The sequence below is a fragment of the Enterobacter kobei genome (assembly GCF_001729765.1).
Lineage (GTDB): Bacteria > Pseudomonadota > Gammaproteobacteria > Enterobacterales > Enterobacteriaceae > Enterobacter > Enterobacter kobei.
Map to the genome: position 1 here is coordinate 4,400,973 of NZ_CP017181.1, position 18,248 is coordinate 4,419,220.

Consider the following 18,248-nt stretch of genomic DNA (forward strand, 5'->3'; position numbering starts at 1 on the left):
TTTTCTGCACATAAACGCAAAAAGGCCATCCTTTCGGATGGCCTTTTCACTTATTTGATGTCTGGCAGTTCCCTACTCTCACATGGGGAGACCCCACACTACCATCGGCGCTACGGCGTTTCACTTCTGAGTTCGGCATGGGGTCAGGTGGGACCACCGCGCTAAAGCCGCCAGACAAATTCTTTTACTTCTTGCCGAACTTTAACCTAAGTATAAAGTGGTGCTGATACCCAGAGTCGAACTGGGGACCTCACCCTTACCAAGGGTGCGCTCTACCAACTGAGCCATATCAGCACACTAAATTTGATGCCTGGCAGTTCCCTACTCTCACATGGGGAGACCCCACACTACCATCGGCGCTACGGCGTTTCACTTCTGAGTTCGGCATGGGGTCAGGTGGGACCACCGCGCTAAAGCCGCCAGGCAAATTCTGTTATCTGTATCAGGCTGAAAATCGTCTCTCTTCGCCAAAACACCTTCGGCGTTGTAAGGTTAAGCCTCACGGTTCATTAGTATCGGTTAGCTCAACGCATCGCTGCGCTTACACACCCGACCTATCAACGTCGTCGTCTTCAACGTTCCTTCAGGAGACTTATAGTCTCAGGGAGAACTCATCTCGGGGCAAGTTTCGTGCTTAGATGCTTTCAGCACTTATCTCTTCCGCATTTAGCTACCGGGCAGTGCCATTGGCATGACAACCCGAACACCAGTGATGCGTCCACTCCGGTCCTCTCGTACTAGGAGCAGCCCCCCTCAATTCTCCAGCGCCCACGGCAGATAGGGACCGAACTGTCTCACGACGTTCTAAACCCAGCTCGCGTACCACTTTAAATGGCGAACAGCCATACCCTTGGGACCTACTTCAGCCCCAGGATGTGATGAGCCGACATCGAGGTGCCAAACACCGCCGTCGATATGAACTCTTGGGCGGTATCAGCCTGTTATCCCCGGAGTACCTTTTATCCGTTGAGCGATGGCCCTTCCATTCAGAACCACCGGATCACTATGACCTGCTTTCGCACCTGCTCGAGCCGTCACTCTCGCAGTCAAGCTAGCTTATGCCATTGCACTAACCTCCTGATGTCCGACCAGGATTAGCTAACCTTCGTGCTCCTCCGTTACTCTTTGGGAGGAGACCGCCCCAGTCAAACTACCCACCAGACACTGTCCGCAACCCGGATCACGGGTCTACGTTAGAACACCAGCCATTAAAGGGTGGTATTTCAAGGTCGGCTCCACGCAGACTGGCGTCCACGCTTCAAAGCCTCCCACCTATCCTACACATCAAGGACCAGTGTTCAGTGTCAAGCTATAGTAAAGGTTCACGGGGTCTTTCCGTCTTGCCGCGGGTACACTGCATCTTCACAGCGAGTTCAATTTCACTGAGTCTCGGGTGGAGACAGCCTGGCCATCATTACGCCATTCGTGCAGGTCGGAACTTACCCGACAAGGAATTTCGCTACCTTAGGACCGTTATAGTTACGGCCGCCGTTTACCGGGGCTTCGATCAAGAGCTTCGCGTTACCGCTAACCCCATCAATTAACCTTCCGGCACCGGGCAGGCGTCACACCGTATACGTCCACTTTCGTGTTTGCACAGTGCTGTGTTTTTAATAAACAGTTGCAGCCAGCTGGTATCTTCGACTGATTTCAGCTCCACCCGCAGGGGCTTCACCTACATATCAGCGTGCCTTCTCCCGAAGTTACGGCACCATTTTGCCTAGTTCCTTCACCCGAGTTCTCTCAAGCGCCTTGGTATTCTCTACCTGACCACCTGTGTCGGTTTGGGGTACGATTTCGTGTTACCTGATGCTTAGAGGCTTTTCCTGGAAGCAGGGCATTTGTTACTTCAGCACCGTAGTGCCTCGTCATCACACCTCAGCGTTAAAAAGGTACCGGATTTACCTGGAACCTCCGCCTACATGCTTAAACCGGGACAACCGTCGCCCGGCTAACATAGCCTTCTCCGTCCCCCCTTCGCAGTAACACCAAGTACAGGAATATTAACCTGTTTCCCATCGACTACGCCTTTCGGCCTCGCCTTAGGGGTCGACTCACCCTGCCCCGATTAACGTTGGACAGGAACCCTTGGTCTTCCGGCGAGCGGGCTTTTCACCCGCTTTATCGTTACTTATGTCAGCATTCGCACTTCTGATACCTCCAGCAACCCTCACAGGCCACCTTCAACGGCTTACAGAACGCTCCCCTACCCAACAACGCATAAGCGTCGCTGCCGCAGCTTCGGTGCATGGTTTAGCCCCGTTACATCTTCCGCGCAGGCCGACTCGACCAGTGAGCTATTACGCTTTCTTTAAATGATGGCTGCTTCTAAGCCAACATCCTGGCTGTCTGTGCCTTCCCACATCGTTTCCCACTTAACCATGACTTTGGGACCTTAGCTGGCGGTCTGGGTTGTTTCCCTCTTCACGACGGACGTTAGCACCCGCCGTGTGTCTCCCGTGATAACATTCTTCGGTATTCGTAGTTTGCATCGGGTTGGTAAGCCGGGATGGCCCCCTAGCCGAAACAGTGCTCTACCCCCGAAGATGAGTTCACGAGGCGCTACCTAAATAGCTTTCGGGGAGAACCAGCTATCTCCCGGTTTGATTGGCCTTTCACCCCCAGCCACAGGTCATCCGCTAATTTTTCAACATTAGTCGGTTCGGTCCTCCAGTTAGTGTTACCCAACCTTCAACCTGCCCATGGCTAGATCACCGGGTTTCGGGTCTATACCCTGCAACTTAACGCCCAGTTAAGACTCGGTTTCCCTTCGGCTCCCCTATTCGGTTAACCTTGCTACAGAATATAAGTCGCTGACCCATTATACAAAAGGTACGCAGTCACCTAACAAGTAGGCTCCCACTGCTTGTACGTACACGGTTTCAGGTTCTTTTTCACTCCCCTCGCCGGGGTTCTTTTCGCCTTTCCCTCACGGTACTGGTTCACTATCGGTCAGTCAGGAGTATTTAGCCTTGGAGGATGGTCCCCCCATATTCAGACAGGATACCACGTGTCCCGCCCTACTCTTCGAGTTCACAACCTGTGCATTTTCGTGTACGGGACTATCACCCTGTACCGTCGGACTTTCCAGACCGTTCCACTAACACACAAGCTGATTCAGACTCCGGGCTGCTCCCCGTTCGCTCGCCGCTACTGGGGGAATCTCGGTTGATTTCTTTTCCTCGGGGTACTTAGATGTTTCAGTTCCCCCGGTTCGCCTCGTTAACCTATGTATTCAGTTAACGATAGTGTGACGAATCACACTGGGTTTCCCCATTCGGACATCGCCGGGTCAAAGGTTCATATCACCTCGCCGGCGCTTTTCGCAGATTAGCACGTCCTTCATCGCCTCTGACTGCCAGGGCATCCACCGTGTACGCTTAGTCGCTTAACCTCACAACCCGAAGATGTTTCTTTCGATTCACCATCGGTTTGCGAAAATTTGAGAGACTCGAACACACATAACATGTGTGTCGTTTCAATTTTCAGCTTGATCCAGATTTTTAAAGAGCAAATATCTCAAACATGACTCGCAAGTCAGTTTTGAGATATGACGGCAGGTGACTTTCACTCACGAACCAGCAAGTGGCGTCCCCTAGGGGATTCGAACCCCTGTTACCGCCGTGAAAGGGCGGTGTCCTGGGCCTCTAGACGAAGGGGACACTGAAGTCTCAATCGCAAGACGCCTTGCTATTTACTTTTCATCAGACAATCTGTGTGAGCACTACAAAGGCAGGTTCTTTAAGGTAAGGAGGTGATCCAACCGCAGGTTCCCCTACGGTTACCTTGTTACGACTTCACCCCAGTCATGAATCACAAAGTGGTAAGCGCCCTCCCGAAGGTTAAGCTACCTACTTCTTTTGCAACCCACTCCCATGGTGTGACGGGCGGTGTGTACAAGGCCCGGGAACGTATTCACCGTAGCATTCTGATCTACGATTACTAGCGATTCCGACTTCATGGAGTCGAGTTGCAGACTCCAATCCGGACTACGACGCACTTTATGAGGTCCGCTTGCTCTCGCGAGGTCGCTTCTCTTTGTATGCGCCATTGTAGCACGTGTGTAGCCCTACTCGTAAGGGCCATGATGACTTGACGTCATCCCCACCTTCCTCCAGTTTATCACTGGCAGTCTCCTTTGAGTTCCCGGCCTAACCGCTGGCAACAAAGGATAAGGGTTGCGCTCGTTGCGGGACTTAACCCAACATTTCACAACACGAGCTGACGACAGCCATGCAGCACCTGTCTCAGAGTTCCCGAAGGCACCAAAGCATCTCTGCTAAGTTCTCTGGATGTCAAGAGTAGGTAAGGTTCTTCGCGTTGCATCGAATTAAACCACATGCTCCACCGCTTGTGCGGGCCCCCGTCAATTCATTTGAGTTTTAACCTTGCGGCCGTACTCCCCAGGCGGTCGACTTAACGCGTTAGCTCCGGAAGCCACGCCTCAAGGGCACAACCTCCAAGTCGACATCGTTTACGGCGTGGACTACCAGGGTATCTAATCCTGTTTGCTCCCCACGCTTTCGCACCTGAGCGTCAGTCTTTGTCCAGGGGGCCGCCTTCGCCACCGGTATTCCTCCAGATCTCTACGCATTTCACCGCTACACCTGGAATTCTACCCCCCTCTACAAGACTCTAGCCTGCCAGTTTCGAATGCAGTTCCCAGGTTGAGCCCGGGGATTTCACATCCGACTTGACAGACCGCCTGCGTGCGCTTTACGCCCAGTAATTCCGATTAACGCTTGCACCCTCCGTATTACCGCGGCTGCTGGCACGGAGTTAGCCGGTGCTTCTTCTGCGGGTAACGTCAATTGCTGCGGTTATTAACCACAACACCTTCCTCCCCGCTGAAAGTACTTTACAACCCGAAGGCCTTCTTCATACACGCGGCATGGCTGCATCAGGCTTGCGCCCATTGTGCAATATTCCCCACTGCTGCCTCCCGTAGGAGTCTGGACCGTGTCTCAGTTCCAGTGTGGCTGGTCATCCTCTCAGACCAGCTAGGGATCGTCGCCTAGGTGAGCCGTTACCCCACCTACTAGCTAATCCCATCTGGGCACATCTGATGGCAAGAGGCCCGAAGGTCCCCCTCTTTGGTCTTGCGACGTTATGCGGTATTAGCTACCGTTTCCAGTAGTTATCCCCCTCCATCAGGCAGTTTCCCAGACATTACTCACCCGTCCGCCACTCGTCACCCGAGAGCAAGCTCTCTGTGCTACCGTTCGACTTGCATGTGTTAGGCCTGCCGCCAGCGTTCAATCTGAGCCATGATCAAACTCTTCAATTTAAGTTTGATGCTCGTGAATTAAACTTCGTAATGAATTACGTATGTTCACTCAGAGACTTGGTATTCATTTTTCGTCTTGCGACGTTAAGAATCCATGTCACTTTGAGTGCCCACACAGATTGTCTGATAAATTGTTAAAGAGCAGTTGCAACGCGGCTTTCGCTCACCGTTGCGAGGTGGCGTATATTACGCTTTCCTCTTTCAGAGTCAACCCGTTATTTCAGGATTTTTTCTCTTCAACCGACCGGGTTGTCTGTGAAGTGATTCACATCTGCCGTGTCGATGGAGGCGCATTATAGGGATCCCATTTTTTAGCACAAGTATTTTTTAGATCTTTTTTTCCAACTGCTGATTTTCCGCGCTTTTCGCTGAAATCCCGCCCGATCTGCTTAAATATTGACGTATTTTGCCTTGCCTCGATCCCATAATATGATCAAAGTCTTCTGTCTAGCGCTCATCCTTAGAGGTAGTTATGTCTACTGTATTACGTCCTTATAAAGATCTGTTCCCCAAACAAGGCGATCGCGTGATGATCGATGCCAGCAGCGTAGTCGTAGGTGATGTCCGAATGGCTGATGATGTCAGTATCTGGCCACTCGTTGCCATCAGGGGAGACGTTAACTCTGTGTCGATTGGCGCACGTACCAATATTCAGGACGGCAGCGTTCTGCATGTCACGCACAAATCCTCTTATAACCCGGAAGGTAATCCACTCATTATTGGAGAGGATGTCACCGTTGGTCACAAAGTGATGCTTCACGGCTGCACTATAGGAAATCGCGTACTTGTTGGCATGGGATCGATTTTGCTGGATGGCGTCATAGTAGAAGATGACGTAATGATTGGTGCCGGTAGCCTGGTCCCGCAGAACAAACGGCTGGAGAGCGGCTATCTCTATCTGGGTAGCCCTGTAAAACAGATCCGCCCCCTGAAGGAGGCAGAGATCGAAGGATTAAAATACTCGGCGAACAACTACGTTAAATGGAAGAATGACTATCTGGATCAGGATAACCAGACCCAGCCCTGATCGTCTTCCTGCTGGTCGCGGATTAAATCGCTGGCTTCTTCTTCAAGATCCCAGCGATTTTCACAAAATATGTCTAAAGGATCTGAACCGCCAAAACGACGTAGCAGCGTTTCCCTATGAATGGCACAGGTAAGTTGCATCCCCTGCACCAGCACCGGGAAGCAGACTGCTTGTTTATCCTCATCCCAGCTCTCTCTGTCCGGGAAGTGAATAGCCTGATTCACGCCGAAAGCTCCTGCTTTAACTTTTCTATCACCGGCTCGACTGCAGGTAACACCCCATGCCAGAGCAGCACCGCATGCGCAGCCTGGCCCACCAGCATCCCCAGCCCATCGGCTAACTGTTTCGCGCCATGTTCTTCACACCACATAAGGAAGGGTGTCTTCCCTTTCTGGTAAAACATGTCATAGAAGTACATATGAGAGTTGATAAGAGAAACGGGGATTGCCGGGATCTCACCATTAATGCCGCTGGACGTGGCATTGATGACCAGATCAAATTCACGGTCTTCGAGATCCTCAAGCGCGATGGCGCTCACGCTACCGGTATGGGCAAACAACGCCGCCAGCGCTTCTGCCCTGGAAAAGGTTCTGTTGGTAATGGTCACTGCACAGTCCAGTGAAAGCAGGGGCAACAGCACGCCCCGCGATGCACCACCCGCACCAATCAGCAGAACCCGGAAACCAGGCTTGATAAACGAAAGTCTTTCCAGATCGCTCAGTAAACCAATCCCGTCAGTGTTGTCACCCAGAAGGCGGCCATCCTCAAGCCGTTTTAAGGTATTTACTGCACCAGCAAGTGAAGCACGCTCGGTCAGTTCGTCTGCACGTTCAAATGCCTCTTCTTTAAAGGGAACCGTCACATTCGCCCCTTTGCCGCCCGCAGCGAAAAACGCCTCGAGCGTTGGGATAAATGCATCAACCGGTGCCAGCACGCGACCGTAAGGGTGATCTATCTGCAACTGTTCCGCAAATTGCTGATGGATCAAGGGTGACTTACTGTGCGCAATCGGGTTACCAAAAACAGCATAAGTTTCCATGAGATTACCCCTGACGAAAACGTTCACCGGTTAATGCGTCGCGAATTTCGGACGGATTCAGGCGCCCTCCCGTCTCGCCGGCAGCAACCGGGAAATCATTCCCGAACTGTGCCAGCACTTCTTCGGTTGTCCGGCACGGAGGTAACCCGGTCAGATTCGCGCTGGTTGAAACCAGTGGTTTACCAAACGCCACACAAAGCTCAACCACCAGCGGATGGTCGGTGACGCGCACCGCCAGCGAATCAAACCTTCCGGTTAACCAGCGCGGTGTTGTCGGCTGGGCCGGGAAAACGAAGGTCACCGGTCCAGGCCATACGGAGAAGATGGCTTCACGCTGGGCCGGGGTAAGCATGGAATCATCAATGTAAGGTTTAAGCTGCTCATAATTGGCCGCGATTAAAATCAGTCCTTTTTCGACAGGCCGTTGCTTAAGTGCCAGCAATCGGCCAACGGCCGTCTCACTGTCAGGATCGCAACCGACCCCAAAAACAGCTTCAGTTGGATAAGCGATGACTTCTTCTTTTTTCAGTACGTCCACTGCATACGCAATGGAACCTGATGGCAGGTTATTATTCACTGTTTTGATCCGCCGGAACCGGCTTTCCACATTGTTTACTGGCGCAGAAGCGTTTAATGCCTTGCGCGGTTTTCTTCTCGATGAGTAGCGGATAATGGCAATGCACGCAGATACCCGCTACCGGTTTGAAATTGATAACGAACTGGCAGTCAGGGTAACGATCGCAGGAATGGAAAGTCTTACCAAAACGAGAACGACGCTGTACCAGTTGACCACGTTGGCACTGAGGACAGGCAATAGCCGTTTCATCTGGCTTATCAATTTGTTCTGTATGCTCACATTCCGGATAACGGCTACAGCCAATAAACATACCGAACCGCCCCTGACGCAACGCTAATTCACCACCACAGGCAGGACATAACTGCCCCTCCAGAATTTTGACGATATGTCCATCCGCCTGGCTTTTAAGAGGACGGACATAATCACATTCCGGATAGTGTGAACAACCGAGAAACGGACCGTGTTTCCCGGACCGAATAACAAGTTCAGCCCCGCACTGCGGGCAGGGCTCGTTTTTATGCACCGTAAATAGTGCGGATTTGGCCATAACAACTCTTGGTGCTGCACATTTGAATTAATGCAGCATACCTTCATTCACTTCAAAGAGTAATTCTTCCATTTGCTGATAGGCATTTTCACAACCCGGGATATTAAACAGAACCATCAGGATCACCCATTTGAGATCTTCCAGTTCAAATTCTGCCGTATCCAGCGCCATGACGCGCTCTATCACCATTTCTCTCGTTTCGAGGTTTAGCACCTGAATCTGCTCAAGGAATAAGATGAATCCCCGGCAGCTGGCATCCAGCCTTTCACACTCTTCAGCGGTATAGATGCGTACTGACAATGGGTCAGAAGCAAGCTGCATCGGTTCGGCGAGGCCTTCCTGATAATCAGCCAGTTTTTCCAGCCACATCAACGCATTATAGATATCTTCCCGCTCAAACCCCGCATCGGTAAGATCCTGTGTCAATTTGTCCTGATCCACTCGCATTTCTGCTTCGTTATGGATGTAAGTCTCAAACAAATACATCAGTACGTCGAACATGGCATGCCCTCCTTAATCGGACATAGCCGCCGGGTACAGCTGCGATCCACCCTGCTAACTCCAGTTCGAGTAGCTGTGCTACCGTTACTGGCACAGGTTGGCCGGCACGTTCAGCGACAACGTCAACAGGTGTTACCTCATCTCCTACGTTAGCCAGGAGCTTAGGAAATGGCAATGCCACCTTTCCCTGATCTGACGAATAATGTCGCTTTTCGGGATCTTCCTGCAGCCATTGCAACCCATGTTGCAAATTTTCAAGAATATCCCCTACCTCGGTTACCGGCGTTGCGCCCTGCTTTATCAGCCAGTGTGGCCCTTCGCAGCCGGGGTTACCTATCGGACCGGGCAAGGCGAAAACCTCCCGCCCCTGCTCAAGTGCGCACCGGGCCGTGACCAGAGAGCCGCTTCGCACTGCCGCTTCAACGACCAAGACGCCCTGGCTTAACCCGCTGATAATCCGATTACGGCGCGGAAAGTTTGCCGGTCGGGGCTGTGCCGAGAGAGGAAACTCAGACACTATCGCCCCGTCAGATTCAATAATCTGCATCGCCAGAGCCTGATGCCGACGGGGATAAACGCTAAACAGGCCGTTCCCCAGCACGGCCACGCTACGTCCTTTTGCGGACAGCGCAGCGTGATGGGCGACACCGTCAATACCGCAGGCCAACCCACTGGTGATTGTGAAACCGCTTTGTGAAAGCTGTTCGCACAGGATTTTCCCCCACCGCTCACCGTACCATGACGGCGCCCGACTCCCCACCACAGCCAGTTGGACAGTATTAAGTGTCGCTAAGTTACCTTTTACACATAATGCCCCAGGATAATCGGGAATCGTTCGCAGCAAAGGGGGATAAAAGGGATGGTTTGCCGTCAACAAATGATTTCCCGGCATTTCAAGCCACTTAAGGCTTCGCTCCAGTTCACTTTCCTCTAAGGCAAAGAACCGGCTAGCCTGTTTTGCTGACAGCCCGGCGTCTATGACAGCAGGAACATCTATATTTGTCTGCTTGAGCAACCGTGCAGCGGCTTCCAGCATCCCATCACCACACAGAGAACCCGTGTGGATAAGCCGTAACCATATCTCGGTAGACGTCATCCTTTCCCCCTGCCATAAGCGGCCTGCGCAATCATTGCGATTGGTCACTGATGCTGTCAATCGACCGGGGATTTGTCTAGAATAGAAGTAATATTCTTATCAACTCCTGAACACGACTCTGGAAATTTATGGCAGTTTTGCAAGTGTTACATATTCCGGACGAGCGCCTTCGCATCGTCGCTGAACCGGTTAAAGAAGTGAATGCAGAAATTCAGCGTATCGTCGATGATATGTTCGATACCATGTACGCTGAAGAAGGCATTGGCCTGGCGGCGACCCAGGTAGACATTCACAAGCGTATTATCGTGATCGACGTTTCTGAAAATCGCGATGAGCGTCTGGTGCTGATTAACCCTGAGTTGCTTGAAAAGAGCGGCGAAACGGGTATCGAGGAAGGCTGTTTGTCCATTCCTGAACAGCGCGCTTTGGTGCCACGTGCCGAAAAAGTGAAAATTCGCGCCCTGGATCGTGACGGTAATCCGTTCGAACTGGAAGCAGACGACCTGCTGGCGATTTGTATTCAGCATGAGATGGATCATCTGGTCGGTAAACTGTTTATCGATTACCTCTCGCCGCTGAAACAGCAGCGTATTCGTCAGAAAGTAGAGAAACTGGATCGTTTGCGCTCTCGCGCATAACGTCCCCCCGGATACAAGGATCATCGTGTCTAAAACACTACGTATTATCTTCGCGGGAACCCCTGATTTTGCAGCGCGTCATCTTGGCGCGCTGTTATCTTCTGGTCACCAGGTTGTTGGCGTCTTTACCCAGCCGGACCGCCCGGCAGGTCGCGGTAAAAAACTGATGCCGAGCCCCGTAAAGGTGCTGGCAGAAGAGCATGGGCTACCCGTTTTCCAGCCCGCCTCCTTACGCCCACAGGAAAACCAGCAGCTGGTTGCTGACCTGGATGCCGACGTAATGGTGGTGGTGGCGTATGGTTTAATTCTGCCAAAAGCCGTGCTTGATATGCCTCGCCTGGGCTGTATCAACGTGCATGGTTCCCTGCTCCCGCGTTGGCGTGGTGCGGCACCTATACAGCGCTCCCTGTGGGCGGGTGATGCTAAAACCGGCGTTACAATCATGAAGATGGATGTAGGTTTAGACACGGGCGACATGCTGTATAAGTTGACGTGTCCCATTACGGCAGAAGATACCAGCGCTACGCTGTATGACAAGCTGGCAGATCTCGGCCCACAAGGGCTCATTAAGACCTTACAGCAGCTTGCTGACAATACGGCGAAGCCTGAGGTTCAGGATGAGTCTCTCGTCACCTACGCCGAAAAACTGAGCAAAGAAGAAGCCCGGATCGACTGGTCTCTCTCCGCCGCTCAACTTGAACGCTGCATCCGCGCCTTCAATCCATGGCCAATGAGCTGGCTGATGATTGATGAGCAGCCCCTGAAAGTCTGGAAAGCGTCAGTGATTAACAGCATCACAGCAGCTGAACCCGGTACGATTATCGACGCCAGCAAGAACGGAATCCAGGTTGCGACTGCAGAAGGGATCCTGAATCTTGAGTCATTACAACCGGCCGGTAAGAAAGCCATGAGTGCACAGGATCTGTTAAATTCCCGTCGCGAATGGTTTATACCGGGCAATCGCCTTGCCTGATCCAATATTTGCTTAAAGCCCGGTGTTCCGGGCATTTTTATTTTTACGGTTATGAAAAAACAAAATCTTCGCAGTATGGCGGCGCAGGCCGTTGAGCAGGTCATCGAGCAGGGTCAGTCATTGAGTAATGTCCTGCCTCCCCTGCAACAAAAAGTATCTGATAAAGACAAAGCCCTGCTTCAGGAGCTCTGTTTTGGCGTCCTGCGCACTCTCTCTCAACTTGAGTGGCTCATTAATAAGCTGATGTCACGCCCAATGACCGGCAAACAGCGCACCATACATTATTTGATTATGGTGGGTTTTTATCAGCTTCTTCATACCCGAATCCCCCCTCATGCCGCACTGGCTGAGACGGTGGAAGGTGCCGTTGCGATTAAACGTCCTCAGTTGAAAGGGTTGATCAACGGTGTACTGCGTCAGTTCCAGCGACAGCAGGAAGAGCTGCTGGCTGAATTTACGCAAAGCGAAACACGTTACCTGCATCCGGACTGGCTTCTGAATCGCCTTAAAAAGGCGTATCCACAACAATGGCAAAACATTGCCGAAGCCAATAATCAACGTCCACCGATGTGGCTGCGCGTTAACCGGAATCATCATACCCGCGATGCCTGGCTGAGCTTGCTCGAAGAGGCCGGAATGAGTGGATTCACACATGATGCCTATCCTGACGCCGTGCGTTTAGCTTCCCCTGCACCGGTACATGCTTTACCCGGTTTTGATGAAGGCTGGGTGACCGTACAGGATGCCTCTGCTCAGGGTTGTATGACTTTCCTTGACCCGAAAAATGGCGAGCAGATCCTCGATCTGTGCGCAGCACCGGGCGGAAAAACAACGCACATTCTGGAAGTGGCTCCGCAGGCCAGCGTGATGGCAGTCGATGTTGATGAGCAGCGTCTTTCACGCGTCTACGATAACCTTAAGCGTCTGGGTATGAAGGCTCAGGTTAAGCAGGGCGATGGACGCAAACCCGCAGAATGGTGTGGTGAAACACAATTCGATCGTATTTTGCTGGATGCCCCTTGCTCTGCAACCGGTGTTATTCGCCGTCACCCCGATATCAAGTGGCTGCGCCGCGATCGTGATATCAAGGAACTTGCCCAACTGCAATCGGATATTCTTGACGCCATCTGGCCGCATCTAAAACCTGGTGGAACGCTGATCTACGCGACCTGCTCCGTGCTGCCGGAAGAAAACAGCCAGCAAATCGCGGCCTTCCTTAAACGCACTCCGGACGCTACGCTGCGTGATACGGGAACACCTGAAAACCCGGGTCAGCAGAACCTGCCGGGTGCGGAAGAGGGTGATGGCTTCTTTTACGCTAAGCTAATCAAAGAGTGATGTTGAGAACAGGTCACAAGATATGAAGATTATCATTCTGGGCGCAGGACAGGTTGGTGGAACGCTGGCAGAAAACCTGGTTGGCGAAAACAATGACATCACTATTGTTGATACCAACGGAGATCGTCTGCGCGTATTGCAGGACAAATTTGACCTTCGCGTTGTGCAGGGTCACGGTTCGCATCCGCGCGTTCTGCGCGAGGCTGGCGCTGACGATGCCGACATGCTGGTTGCGGTCACCAGTTCTGATGAAACCAATATGGTGGCTTGTCAGGTAGCCTATTCGCTTTTCAACACACCAAACCGAATCGCACGTATCCGCTCTCCGGACTATGTTCGCGATGCCGAGAAACTGTTTAATTCAGAAGCGGTTCCAATCGATCATCTCATCGCGCCTGAACAACTGGTTATCGACAATATCTATCGCCTGATCGAATATCCAGGGGCACTGCAGGTGGTGAACTTTGCCGAAGGGAAAGTCAGTCTGGCTGTAGTTAAGGCTTATTACGGTGGGCCATTGATTGGCAACGCGTTGTCCACCATGCGCGAACATATGCCCCATATTGATACGCGCGTCGCCGCTATTTTCCGTCACGACAGACCTATCCGCCCGCAAGGCTCTACCATTGTCGAAGCTGGCGATGAGGTCTTCTTTATTGCTGCCTCTCAGCATATCCGTGCGGTGATGAGTGAGCTACAGCGTCTCGAAAAGCCTTATAAACGTATTATGCTGGTCGGCGGCGGCAATATCGGCGCGGGTCTCGCGCGCAGGCTGGAAAAAGACTATAGCGTGAAATTGATCGAGCGCGATCAACAGCGTGCTTCTGAACTGGCGGAGAAGTTGCAAAATACAATCGTATTTTATGGCGATGCGTCGGATCAGGAGCTGCTGGCAGAAGAACATATTGATCAAGTAGATCTTTTTATTGCCGTCACTAATGATGACGAGGCGAATATTATGTCTGCCATGCTCGCCAAGCGTATGGGGGCAAAGAAGGTCATGGTGCTTATCCAGCGTAAGGCTTATGTTGATCTCGTTCAGGGCAGCGTTATTGATATTGCCATTTCACCGCAGCAGGCAACGATTTCTGCCCTGCTTAGCCATGTACGTAAAGCGGACATTGTCGGTGTTTCATCGCTCCGCCGCGGTGTGGCTGAAGCCATTGAAGCGGTGGCGCATGGTGATGAAACCACGTCACGCGTTGTGGGCCGCGCCATCGACGAAATTAAATTGCCGCCAGGCACCATAATCGGCGCTGTCGTGCGTGGGAATGATGTCATGATCGCCAATGATAATTTGCGTATTGAACAAGGCGATCACGTAATTATGTTCCTTACCGATAAAAAGTTTATTACCGACGTCGAACGTTTATTCCAGCCAAGTCCCTTCTTCCTTTAATGAGTCGGGTGCTCGCATACGAGCACCCACGCTTTAACCGCTTAATTCCTGTGCCTTTTATTTTTCATAACGTTTAATTATCCCGAATGGCAAATAGCTAATCATTTGTTAAACTTATAGTCGTCAGCTGGCACAAGGAGAACATAATGAGTTTTATTAAAGAATTTCGCGAATTTGCGATGCGCGGGAACGTGGTTGATTTGGCAGTGGGTGTCATTATTGGTGCGGCATTCGGCAAGATTGTTTCATCATTAGTTGCAGATATCATCATGCCACCTTTAGGGTTGCTCATCGGGGGCATTGATTTCAAACAATTTGCCTTCACGCTGCGTGAAGCGCAGGGGGATATCCCGGCAGTAGTGATGCATTATGGCTTATTTATTCAGAACGTATTTGATTTCGTGATTGTGGCGTTTGCTATTTTCATGGCTATCAAGCTGATCAACAGACTCAACCGTAAAAAAGAAGAGCCAGCAGCTGCGCCAGCACCAACGAAAGAAGAAGTCTTGCTGACTGAAATCCGCGATCTGTTAAAAGAGCAGAACAACCGCGTTTAATCAGCAAATTAAAGCAGGAAGGCCAGTGGTAAATAAGCGATTCGCTTGCTTGCCACTGGCCTCCCAGTTACCCCGTTTTGCATGTTTGTTTTTACGCAGATAACTTCCCTTCCCTTTTTTATTCTTTTCAACACGCTGTCGAAAAAGCGGGTCGTGAAGTAAGGCCTCAATGGCATTGTCTTTAATTTGTCCCTTCGTATGCTGATAGTGGCTCATCTTTTCTCCTGAGCATGATTTATGACGACTGAAGTCTAGACCCGGGTGGATTAAAAATCAACATCCCCGCGTTTCTCCACTGGCTCCCTGTTCAAGGGCTTCAAGAATTGAACAATAAATACTGCTATGGGCCGTTCCACAGCAGGCATCATTCAGCCTTTGCAGAGAACGTTGCATGGTTTGCAGCTCCTGAATACGGGCTTCAACTTCATCAAGCCGGGCCTGCACGATGCTTTTTGATTCCTGGCAGGTATGATGTTCAGGATCGATGCGGATCGATAATAACTCGCGGATCGAGTCCAGCGTGAATCCAAGCTGTCGCGCATAGCGTATAAATCTTAAACGCTGTAGATCGTTATCGGTATAAAGCCGAAACCCGCCTTCTGTGCGTACTTCATGATCGATCATCTGCTGCTTTTCGTAATATCGGATAGTATCCGGCGTTACGTTCGCGAGCTTTGCAAGTTCACCGATACGGTACATCGCTACTCCTCGTTTATTTTCTGCATCAATCTTTCACTGTATTCGCCATGCAGAAATTCAGTACTCAACCCGGCCTGACGTAACTTGAGCTCGACAAGGGCAAGCCTGCGGCTAAGTTCAGTATGTCGTGGATCGTCCCGGCGAATACCTTTTAGCAAATCGATAAGTTCAACGGCCTCTCTGCGCTGCTCAAGCTCAGGAGGAAGACAGCCGGCGTTTTTTAGTAAACGGTATCCGGCCCGCAGTTCAGGCGCAATATGCGAATCATCTTCCAGCACAAGAGGTTCGCCGCTTCCGGGGAGATCGTCGAAATCACCTTTATTTTGGGCATCGCGAATATGGCGTTCTGCCCACTGGTCAAGCAACCACATCGTCAGCTCCAGGGGATGAACAGAATTAATACAGACATTGTAGAGAAGTGGAGATACTGCGGATATAAAAAAACCCGCCGAGGCGGGTTTTTTTACGTTACTGCAGATTACTCTGCAGCAGCTTCTGCTTTCTCTGAACGATCAACCAGCTCGATGTAAGCCATCGGCGCGTTGTCGCCTGCACGGAAACCACACTTCAGAATGCGAGTGTAACCACCGGCACGGCTCGCGAAACGCGGGCCCAGTTCGTTAAACAGTTTTGCCACGATCTCGTTATCACGAGTGCGGGCGAATGCCAGACGACGATTAGCAACGCTGTCAGTCTTGGCAAGAGTAATCAGCGGCTCAACTACGCGACGCAGCTCTTTCGCTTTAGGCAGGGTCGTCTTGATGATTTCATGACGAACCAGTGAACCTGCCATGTTGCGGAACATAGCCTGGCGATGGCTGCTGTTGCGGTTCAGTTGACGACCACTCTTACGATGGCGCATGACCTTATCCTTCTCAGTAAAACCTTAACCTGTGATCCGGTTACTCGTCAGCAATGCTTGCTGGTGGCCAGTTTTCCAGGCGCATGCCCAGAGACAAACCACGTGAAGCCAGCACGTCTTTAATCTCGGTAAGAGATTTTTTACCCAGGTTCGGCGTTTTCAGCAACTCAACCTCGGTACGCTGTACCAGATCACCGATATAGTGGATAGCTTCTGCCTTGAGGCAGTTAGCAGAGCGGACAGTCAATTCGAGATCGTCAACAGGGCGCAGCAGGATCGGATCGAATTCTGGTTTCTCTTCTTTCACTTCCGGCTGACGAACATCACGTAAGTCAACGAAAGCTTCCAGTTGTTCTGCCAGGATGGTTGCCGCACGACGAATCGCCTCTTCAGGATCGATTGTGCCGTTGGTTTCCATTTCGATGACCAGCTTGTCCAGGTCGGTACGCTGTTCTACACGCGCTGCTTCAACATTGTAGGCAATACGCTCTACAGGGCTGTAGCATGCGTCGACCAGCAGACGGCCGATTGGGCGCTCATCTTCTTCCGAATGAATTCGGGCAGAAGCCGGCACATAACCACGACCGCGCTGAACTTTGATACGCATGCTAATAGCTGCGTTCTCATCGGTCAGGTGGCAGATCACGTGCTGCGGCTTGACGATTTCAACATCACCGTCGTGGGTGATGTCGGCTGCAGTCACAGGGCCAATGCCAGATTTATTCAGAGTAAGAATAACTTCATCTTTACCCTGAACTCTCACCGCCAGCCCTTTCAGGTTGAGCAGGATTTCAAGGATATCTTCCTGAACGCCTTCTTTGGTGCTGTACTCATGAAGTACACCATCAATCTCAACCTCGGTCACCGCGCAACCCGGCATCGATGAGAGCAGAATACGGCGCAGTGCGTTACCCAGAGTATGGCCAAAGCCACGCTCTAAAGGCTCAAGGGTCACCTTGGCGTGCGTCGAACTCACTTGCTCGATATCTACCAGGCGCGGTTTTAGAAACTCTGTCACAGAACCCTGCATTGTGTCCTCTCTTTGGTACTAAGCTTTACTTGGAGTAAAGCTCGACGATCAGGTGTTCGTTAATGTCCGCAGACAGATCAGAACGTTCCGGCTGACGCTTGAACGTACCTTCCATCTTGCCAGCATCAACTTCCAGCCAGGTTGGCTTTTCACGCTGCTCAGCCAGCTCCAGAGCGGCCTTCACGCGAGATTGCTTTTTCGCTTTCTCACGAATGCTAACAACGTCATTCGCTTTAACCTGATAAGAAGCGATGTTAACAACACGACCGTTTACCATGATTGCTTTGTGGCTAACCAACTGGCGTGATTCAGCACGAGTCGCGCCGAAGCCCATACGGTAAACAACGTTGTCCAGACGACCTTCCAGCAGAGCCAGCAGGTTTTCACCTGTGTTGCCTTTCAGACGTGCTGCTTCTTTATAGTAGTTACGGAACTGACGCTCCAGCACACCGTAGATACGGCGAACTTTTTGCTTTTCACGCAACTGCACACCATAGTCAGACAGACGCGGTTTACGCGCACCGTGCTGGCCAGGAGCTTGTTCAATTTTACACTTGGTATCGATCGCGCGAACGCCAGACTTAAGGAATAAGTCGGTGCCCTCACGACGGCTCAGCTTGAGCTTAGGACCCAAATATCTTGCCATTTTCTATCTCCAACTAACCTAAAAAACGAGCG

General features: G+C 51.5%; 18 protein-coding genes, 2 tRNA genes and 4 rRNA genes. 6 read left to right on the forward strand and 18 right to left on the reverse strand.

The genetic code is table 11. The features are described 5' to 3' along the window. Nucleotides 1-59: 59 nt before the first annotated feature. From rrf (BFV64_RS21300) to BFV64_RS21325, 6 genes are all read right to left on the reverse strand, one after another. A 5S ribosomal RNA gene (rrf, locus tag BFV64_RS21300) occupies nucleotides 60-175 on the reverse strand. 43 nt (nucleotides 176-218) lie between these two features. Further along, nucleotides 219-294 (reverse strand) — tRNA-Thr (locus BFV64_RS21305). A 14-nt stretch (nucleotides 295-308) separates the two neighbouring features. Then, a 5S ribosomal RNA gene (gene rrf, locus BFV64_RS21310) occupies nucleotides 309-424 on the reverse strand. A 64-nt stretch (nucleotides 425-488) separates the two neighbouring features. Continuing rightward, nucleotides 489-3,394, reverse strand: a 23S ribosomal RNA gene (locus BFV64_RS21315). 192 nt (nucleotides 3,395-3,586) lie between these two features. Beyond that, nucleotides 3,587-3,662 (reverse strand) — tRNA-Glu (locus BFV64_RS21320). Nucleotides 3,663-3,747: 85 nt separating this feature from the next. Further along, nucleotides 3,748-5,287: ribosomal RNA gene (locus BFV64_RS21325) — 16S ribosomal RNA — on the reverse strand. The 16S, 23S and 5S rRNA genes sit together here with 2 tRNA genes alongside, the layout of an rRNA operon. A 472-nt stretch (nucleotides 5,288-5,759) precedes the next feature. Between BFV64_RS21325 and BFV64_RS21335 the strand changes: the two genes are divergently transcribed. Next, the gene (locus BFV64_RS21335; RefSeq protein WP_059373080.1) at nucleotides 5,760-6,314 is read left to right on the forward strand and encodes a gamma carbonic anhydrase family protein; all 555 of its coding nucleotides are present in this window, start codon (nucleotides 5,760-5,762) and stop codon (nucleotides 6,312-6,314) included. Here the strand turns inward: BFV64_RS21335 and BFV64_RS21340 are convergent. From BFV64_RS21340 to dprA, 6 genes are read right to left on the reverse strand one after another with little or no spacing between them, the layout of a single operon-like run. Beyond that, the gene (locus tag BFV64_RS21340; RefSeq protein WP_023337873.1) at nucleotides 6,290-6,538 is read right to left on the reverse strand and encodes a DUF1488 family protein; all 249 of its coding nucleotides are present in this window, start codon (nucleotides 6,536-6,538) and stop codon (nucleotides 6,290-6,292) included. The genes BFV64_RS21335 and BFV64_RS21340 overlap by 25 nt on opposite strands. After that, entirely contained in the window at nucleotides 6,535-7,353 is an 819-nt protein-coding gene (gene aroE / locus BFV64_RS21345) for a shikimate dehydrogenase (protein ID WP_014885457.1), read from the reverse strand. The genes BFV64_RS21340 and aroE overlap by 4 nt, the downstream gene beginning before the upstream one ends. Nucleotides 7,354-7,357: 4 nt before the next feature. After that, nucleotides 7,358-7,930 carry an L-threonylcarbamoyladenylate synthase type 1 TsaC gene (gene tsaC / locus BFV64_RS21350; RefSeq protein WP_023337875.1) on the reverse strand — a complete coding sequence of 191 codons (573 nt, stop codon included), beginning with the start codon at nucleotides 7,928-7,930 and terminating at the stop codon, nucleotides 7,358-7,360. Further along, a complete protein-coding gene (locus BFV64_RS21355; RefSeq protein WP_023338824.1) occupies nucleotides 7,923-8,477 on the reverse strand; it encodes a DNA topoisomerase family protein in 555 nt (184 codons plus the stop codon). Before BFV64_RS21355 ends, tsaC begins: the two co-directional genes overlap by 8 nt. Nucleotides 8,478-8,504: 27 nt before the next feature. Further along, a complete protein-coding gene (gene smg, locus BFV64_RS21360; protein WP_008503477.1) occupies nucleotides 8,505-8,978 on the reverse strand; it encodes a DUF494 family protein Smg in 474 nt (157 codons plus the stop codon). Continuing rightward, nucleotides 8,950-10,074 (reverse strand): DNA-protecting protein DprA, encoded by a 1,125-nt coding sequence (dprA, locus tag BFV64_RS21365; protein WP_023337877.1) that lies wholly within the window; start codon nucleotides 10,072-10,074, stop codon nucleotides 8,950-8,952. Before dprA ends, smg begins: the two co-directional genes overlap by 29 nt. A 128-nt stretch (nucleotides 10,075-10,202) precedes the next feature. Here dprA and def point away from each other — a divergent pair, with 128 nt between their 5' ends. The 5 genes from def (at nucleotide 10,203) to mscL (ending at nucleotide 14,979) form a co-directional block, all read left to right on the forward strand. Beyond that, nucleotides 10,203-10,712 carry a peptide deformylase gene (gene def / locus BFV64_RS21370; RefSeq protein ID WP_006812188.1) on the forward strand — a complete coding sequence of 170 codons (510 nt, stop codon included), beginning with the start codon at nucleotides 10,203-10,205 and terminating at the stop codon, nucleotides 10,710-10,712. 25 nt (nucleotides 10,713-10,737) lie between these two features. After that, complete coding sequence (fmt, locus tag BFV64_RS21375; protein ID WP_045135127.1) at nucleotides 10,738-11,685, forward strand: methionyl-tRNA formyltransferase; 948 nt, start codon at nucleotides 10,738-10,740, stop codon at nucleotides 11,683-11,685. Between the two features lie 51 nt (nucleotides 11,686-11,736). Further along, entirely contained in the window at nucleotides 11,737-13,023 is a 1,287-nt protein-coding gene (gene rsmB, locus BFV64_RS21380; RefSeq protein ID WP_045135128.1) for a 16S rRNA (cytosine(967)-C(5))-methyltransferase RsmB, read from the forward strand. Between the two features lie 22 nt (nucleotides 13,024-13,045). After that, complete coding sequence (gene trkA / locus BFV64_RS21385) at nucleotides 13,046-14,422, forward strand: Trk system potassium transporter TrkA (protein ID WP_014885463.1); 1,377 nt, start codon at nucleotides 13,046-13,048, stop codon at nucleotides 14,420-14,422. A 146-nt stretch (nucleotides 14,423-14,568) separates the two neighbouring features. Next, entirely contained in the window at nucleotides 14,569-14,979 is a 411-nt protein-coding gene (mscL, locus tag BFV64_RS21390) for a large-conductance mechanosensitive channel protein MscL (RefSeq protein WP_045135129.1), read from the forward strand. Here mscL and BFV64_RS21395 read toward each other — a convergent pair whose 3' ends face one another. From BFV64_RS21395 to rpsD, 6 genes are all read right to left on the reverse strand, one after another. Continuing rightward, nucleotides 14,980-15,195: an alternative ribosome-rescue factor A gene (locus tag BFV64_RS21395; protein WP_014885464.1), complete on the reverse strand. Its 216-nt coding sequence runs from the start codon at nucleotides 15,193-15,195 to the stop codon at nucleotides 14,980-14,982. Nucleotides 15,196-15,252: 57 nt separating this feature from the next. Further along, nucleotides 15,253-15,678 (reverse strand): Zn(2+)-responsive transcriptional regulator, encoded by a 426-nt coding sequence (zntR, locus tag BFV64_RS21400; protein WP_014885465.1) that lies wholly within the window; start codon nucleotides 15,676-15,678, stop codon nucleotides 15,253-15,255. Nucleotides 15,679-15,680: 2 nt separating this feature from the next. Then, on the reverse strand, nucleotides 15,681-16,049 hold the full coding sequence (locus BFV64_RS21405) for a DnaJ family domain-containing protein (RefSeq protein ID WP_014885466.1): 369 nt from the start codon (nucleotides 16,047-16,049) through the stop codon (nucleotides 15,681-15,683). A 107-nt stretch (nucleotides 16,050-16,156) separates the two neighbouring features. Continuing rightward, entirely contained in the window at nucleotides 16,157-16,540 is a 384-nt protein-coding gene (gene rplQ / locus BFV64_RS21410; RefSeq protein WP_001216368.1) for a 50S ribosomal protein L17, read from the reverse strand. Nucleotides 16,541-16,580: 40 nt separating this feature from the next. Beyond that, nucleotides 16,581-17,570, reverse strand: a complete 990-nt coding sequence (locus BFV64_RS21415; RefSeq protein WP_002919219.1) for a DNA-directed RNA polymerase subunit alpha — start codon at nucleotides 17,568-17,570, stop codon at nucleotides 16,581-16,583. A gap of 25 nt (nucleotides 17,571-17,595) precedes the next feature. Beyond that, nucleotides 17,596-18,216: a 30S ribosomal protein S4 gene (rpsD, locus tag BFV64_RS21420; protein WP_003863314.1), complete on the reverse strand. Its 621-nt coding sequence runs from the start codon at nucleotides 18,214-18,216 to the stop codon at nucleotides 17,596-17,598. Nucleotides 18,217-18,248 lie beyond the last annotated feature (32 nt).

Excerpts from the sequence above, each read along its gene's own strand:
- BFV64_RS21335 (WP_059373080.1), top strand. The coding sequence starts at position 5,760 with ATGTCTACTGTATTACGTCCTTATAAAGATCTGTTCCCCAAACAAGGC.
- aroE (WP_014885457.1), bottom strand. The coding sequence starts at position 7,353 with ATGGAAACTTATGCTGTTTTTGGTAACCCGATTGCGCACAGTAAGTCA.
- BFV64_RS21355 (WP_023338824.1), bottom strand. The coding sequence starts at position 8,477 with ATGGCCAAATCCGCACTATTTACGGTGCATAAAAACGAGCCCTGCCCG.
- smg (WP_008503477.1), bottom strand. The coding sequence starts at position 8,978 with ATGTTCGACGTACTGATGTATTTGTTTGAGACTTACATCCATAACGAA.
- dprA (WP_023337877.1), bottom strand. The coding sequence starts at position 10,074 with ATGACGTCTACCGAGATATGGTTACGGCTTATCCACACGGGTTCTCTG.
- def (WP_006812188.1), top strand. The coding sequence starts at position 10,203 with ATGGCAGTTTTGCAAGTGTTACATATTCCGGACGAGCGCCTTCGCATC.
- rsmB (WP_045135128.1), top strand. The coding sequence starts at position 11,737 with ATGAAAAAACAAAATCTTCGCAGTATGGCGGCGCAGGCCGTTGAGCAG.
- trkA (WP_014885463.1), top strand. The coding sequence starts at position 13,046 with ATGAAGATTATCATTCTGGGCGCAGGACAGGTTGGTGGAACGCTGGCA.
- mscL (WP_045135129.1), top strand. The coding sequence starts at position 14,569 with ATGAGTTTTATTAAAGAATTTCGCGAATTTGCGATGCGCGGGAACGTG.
- BFV64_RS21395 (WP_014885464.1), bottom strand. The coding sequence starts at position 15,195 with ATGAGCCACTATCAGCATACGAAGGGACAAATTAAAGACAATGCCATT.
- zntR (WP_014885465.1), bottom strand. The coding sequence starts at position 15,678 with ATGTACCGTATCGGTGAACTTGCAAAGCTCGCGAACGTAACGCCGGAT.
- BFV64_RS21405 (WP_014885466.1), bottom strand. The coding sequence starts at position 16,049 with ATGTGGTTGCTTGACCAGTGGGCAGAACGCCATATTCGCGATGCCCAA.
- rplQ (WP_001216368.1), bottom strand. The coding sequence starts at position 16,540 with ATGCGCCATCGTAAGAGTGGTCGTCAACTGAACCGCAACAGCAGCCAT.
- BFV64_RS21415 (WP_002919219.1), bottom strand. The coding sequence starts at position 17,570 with ATGCAGGGTTCTGTGACAGAGTTTCTAAAACCGCGCCTGGTAGATATC.
- rpsD (WP_003863314.1), bottom strand. The coding sequence starts at position 18,216 with ATGGCAAGATATTTGGGTCCTAAGCTCAAGCTGAGCCGTCGTGAGGGC.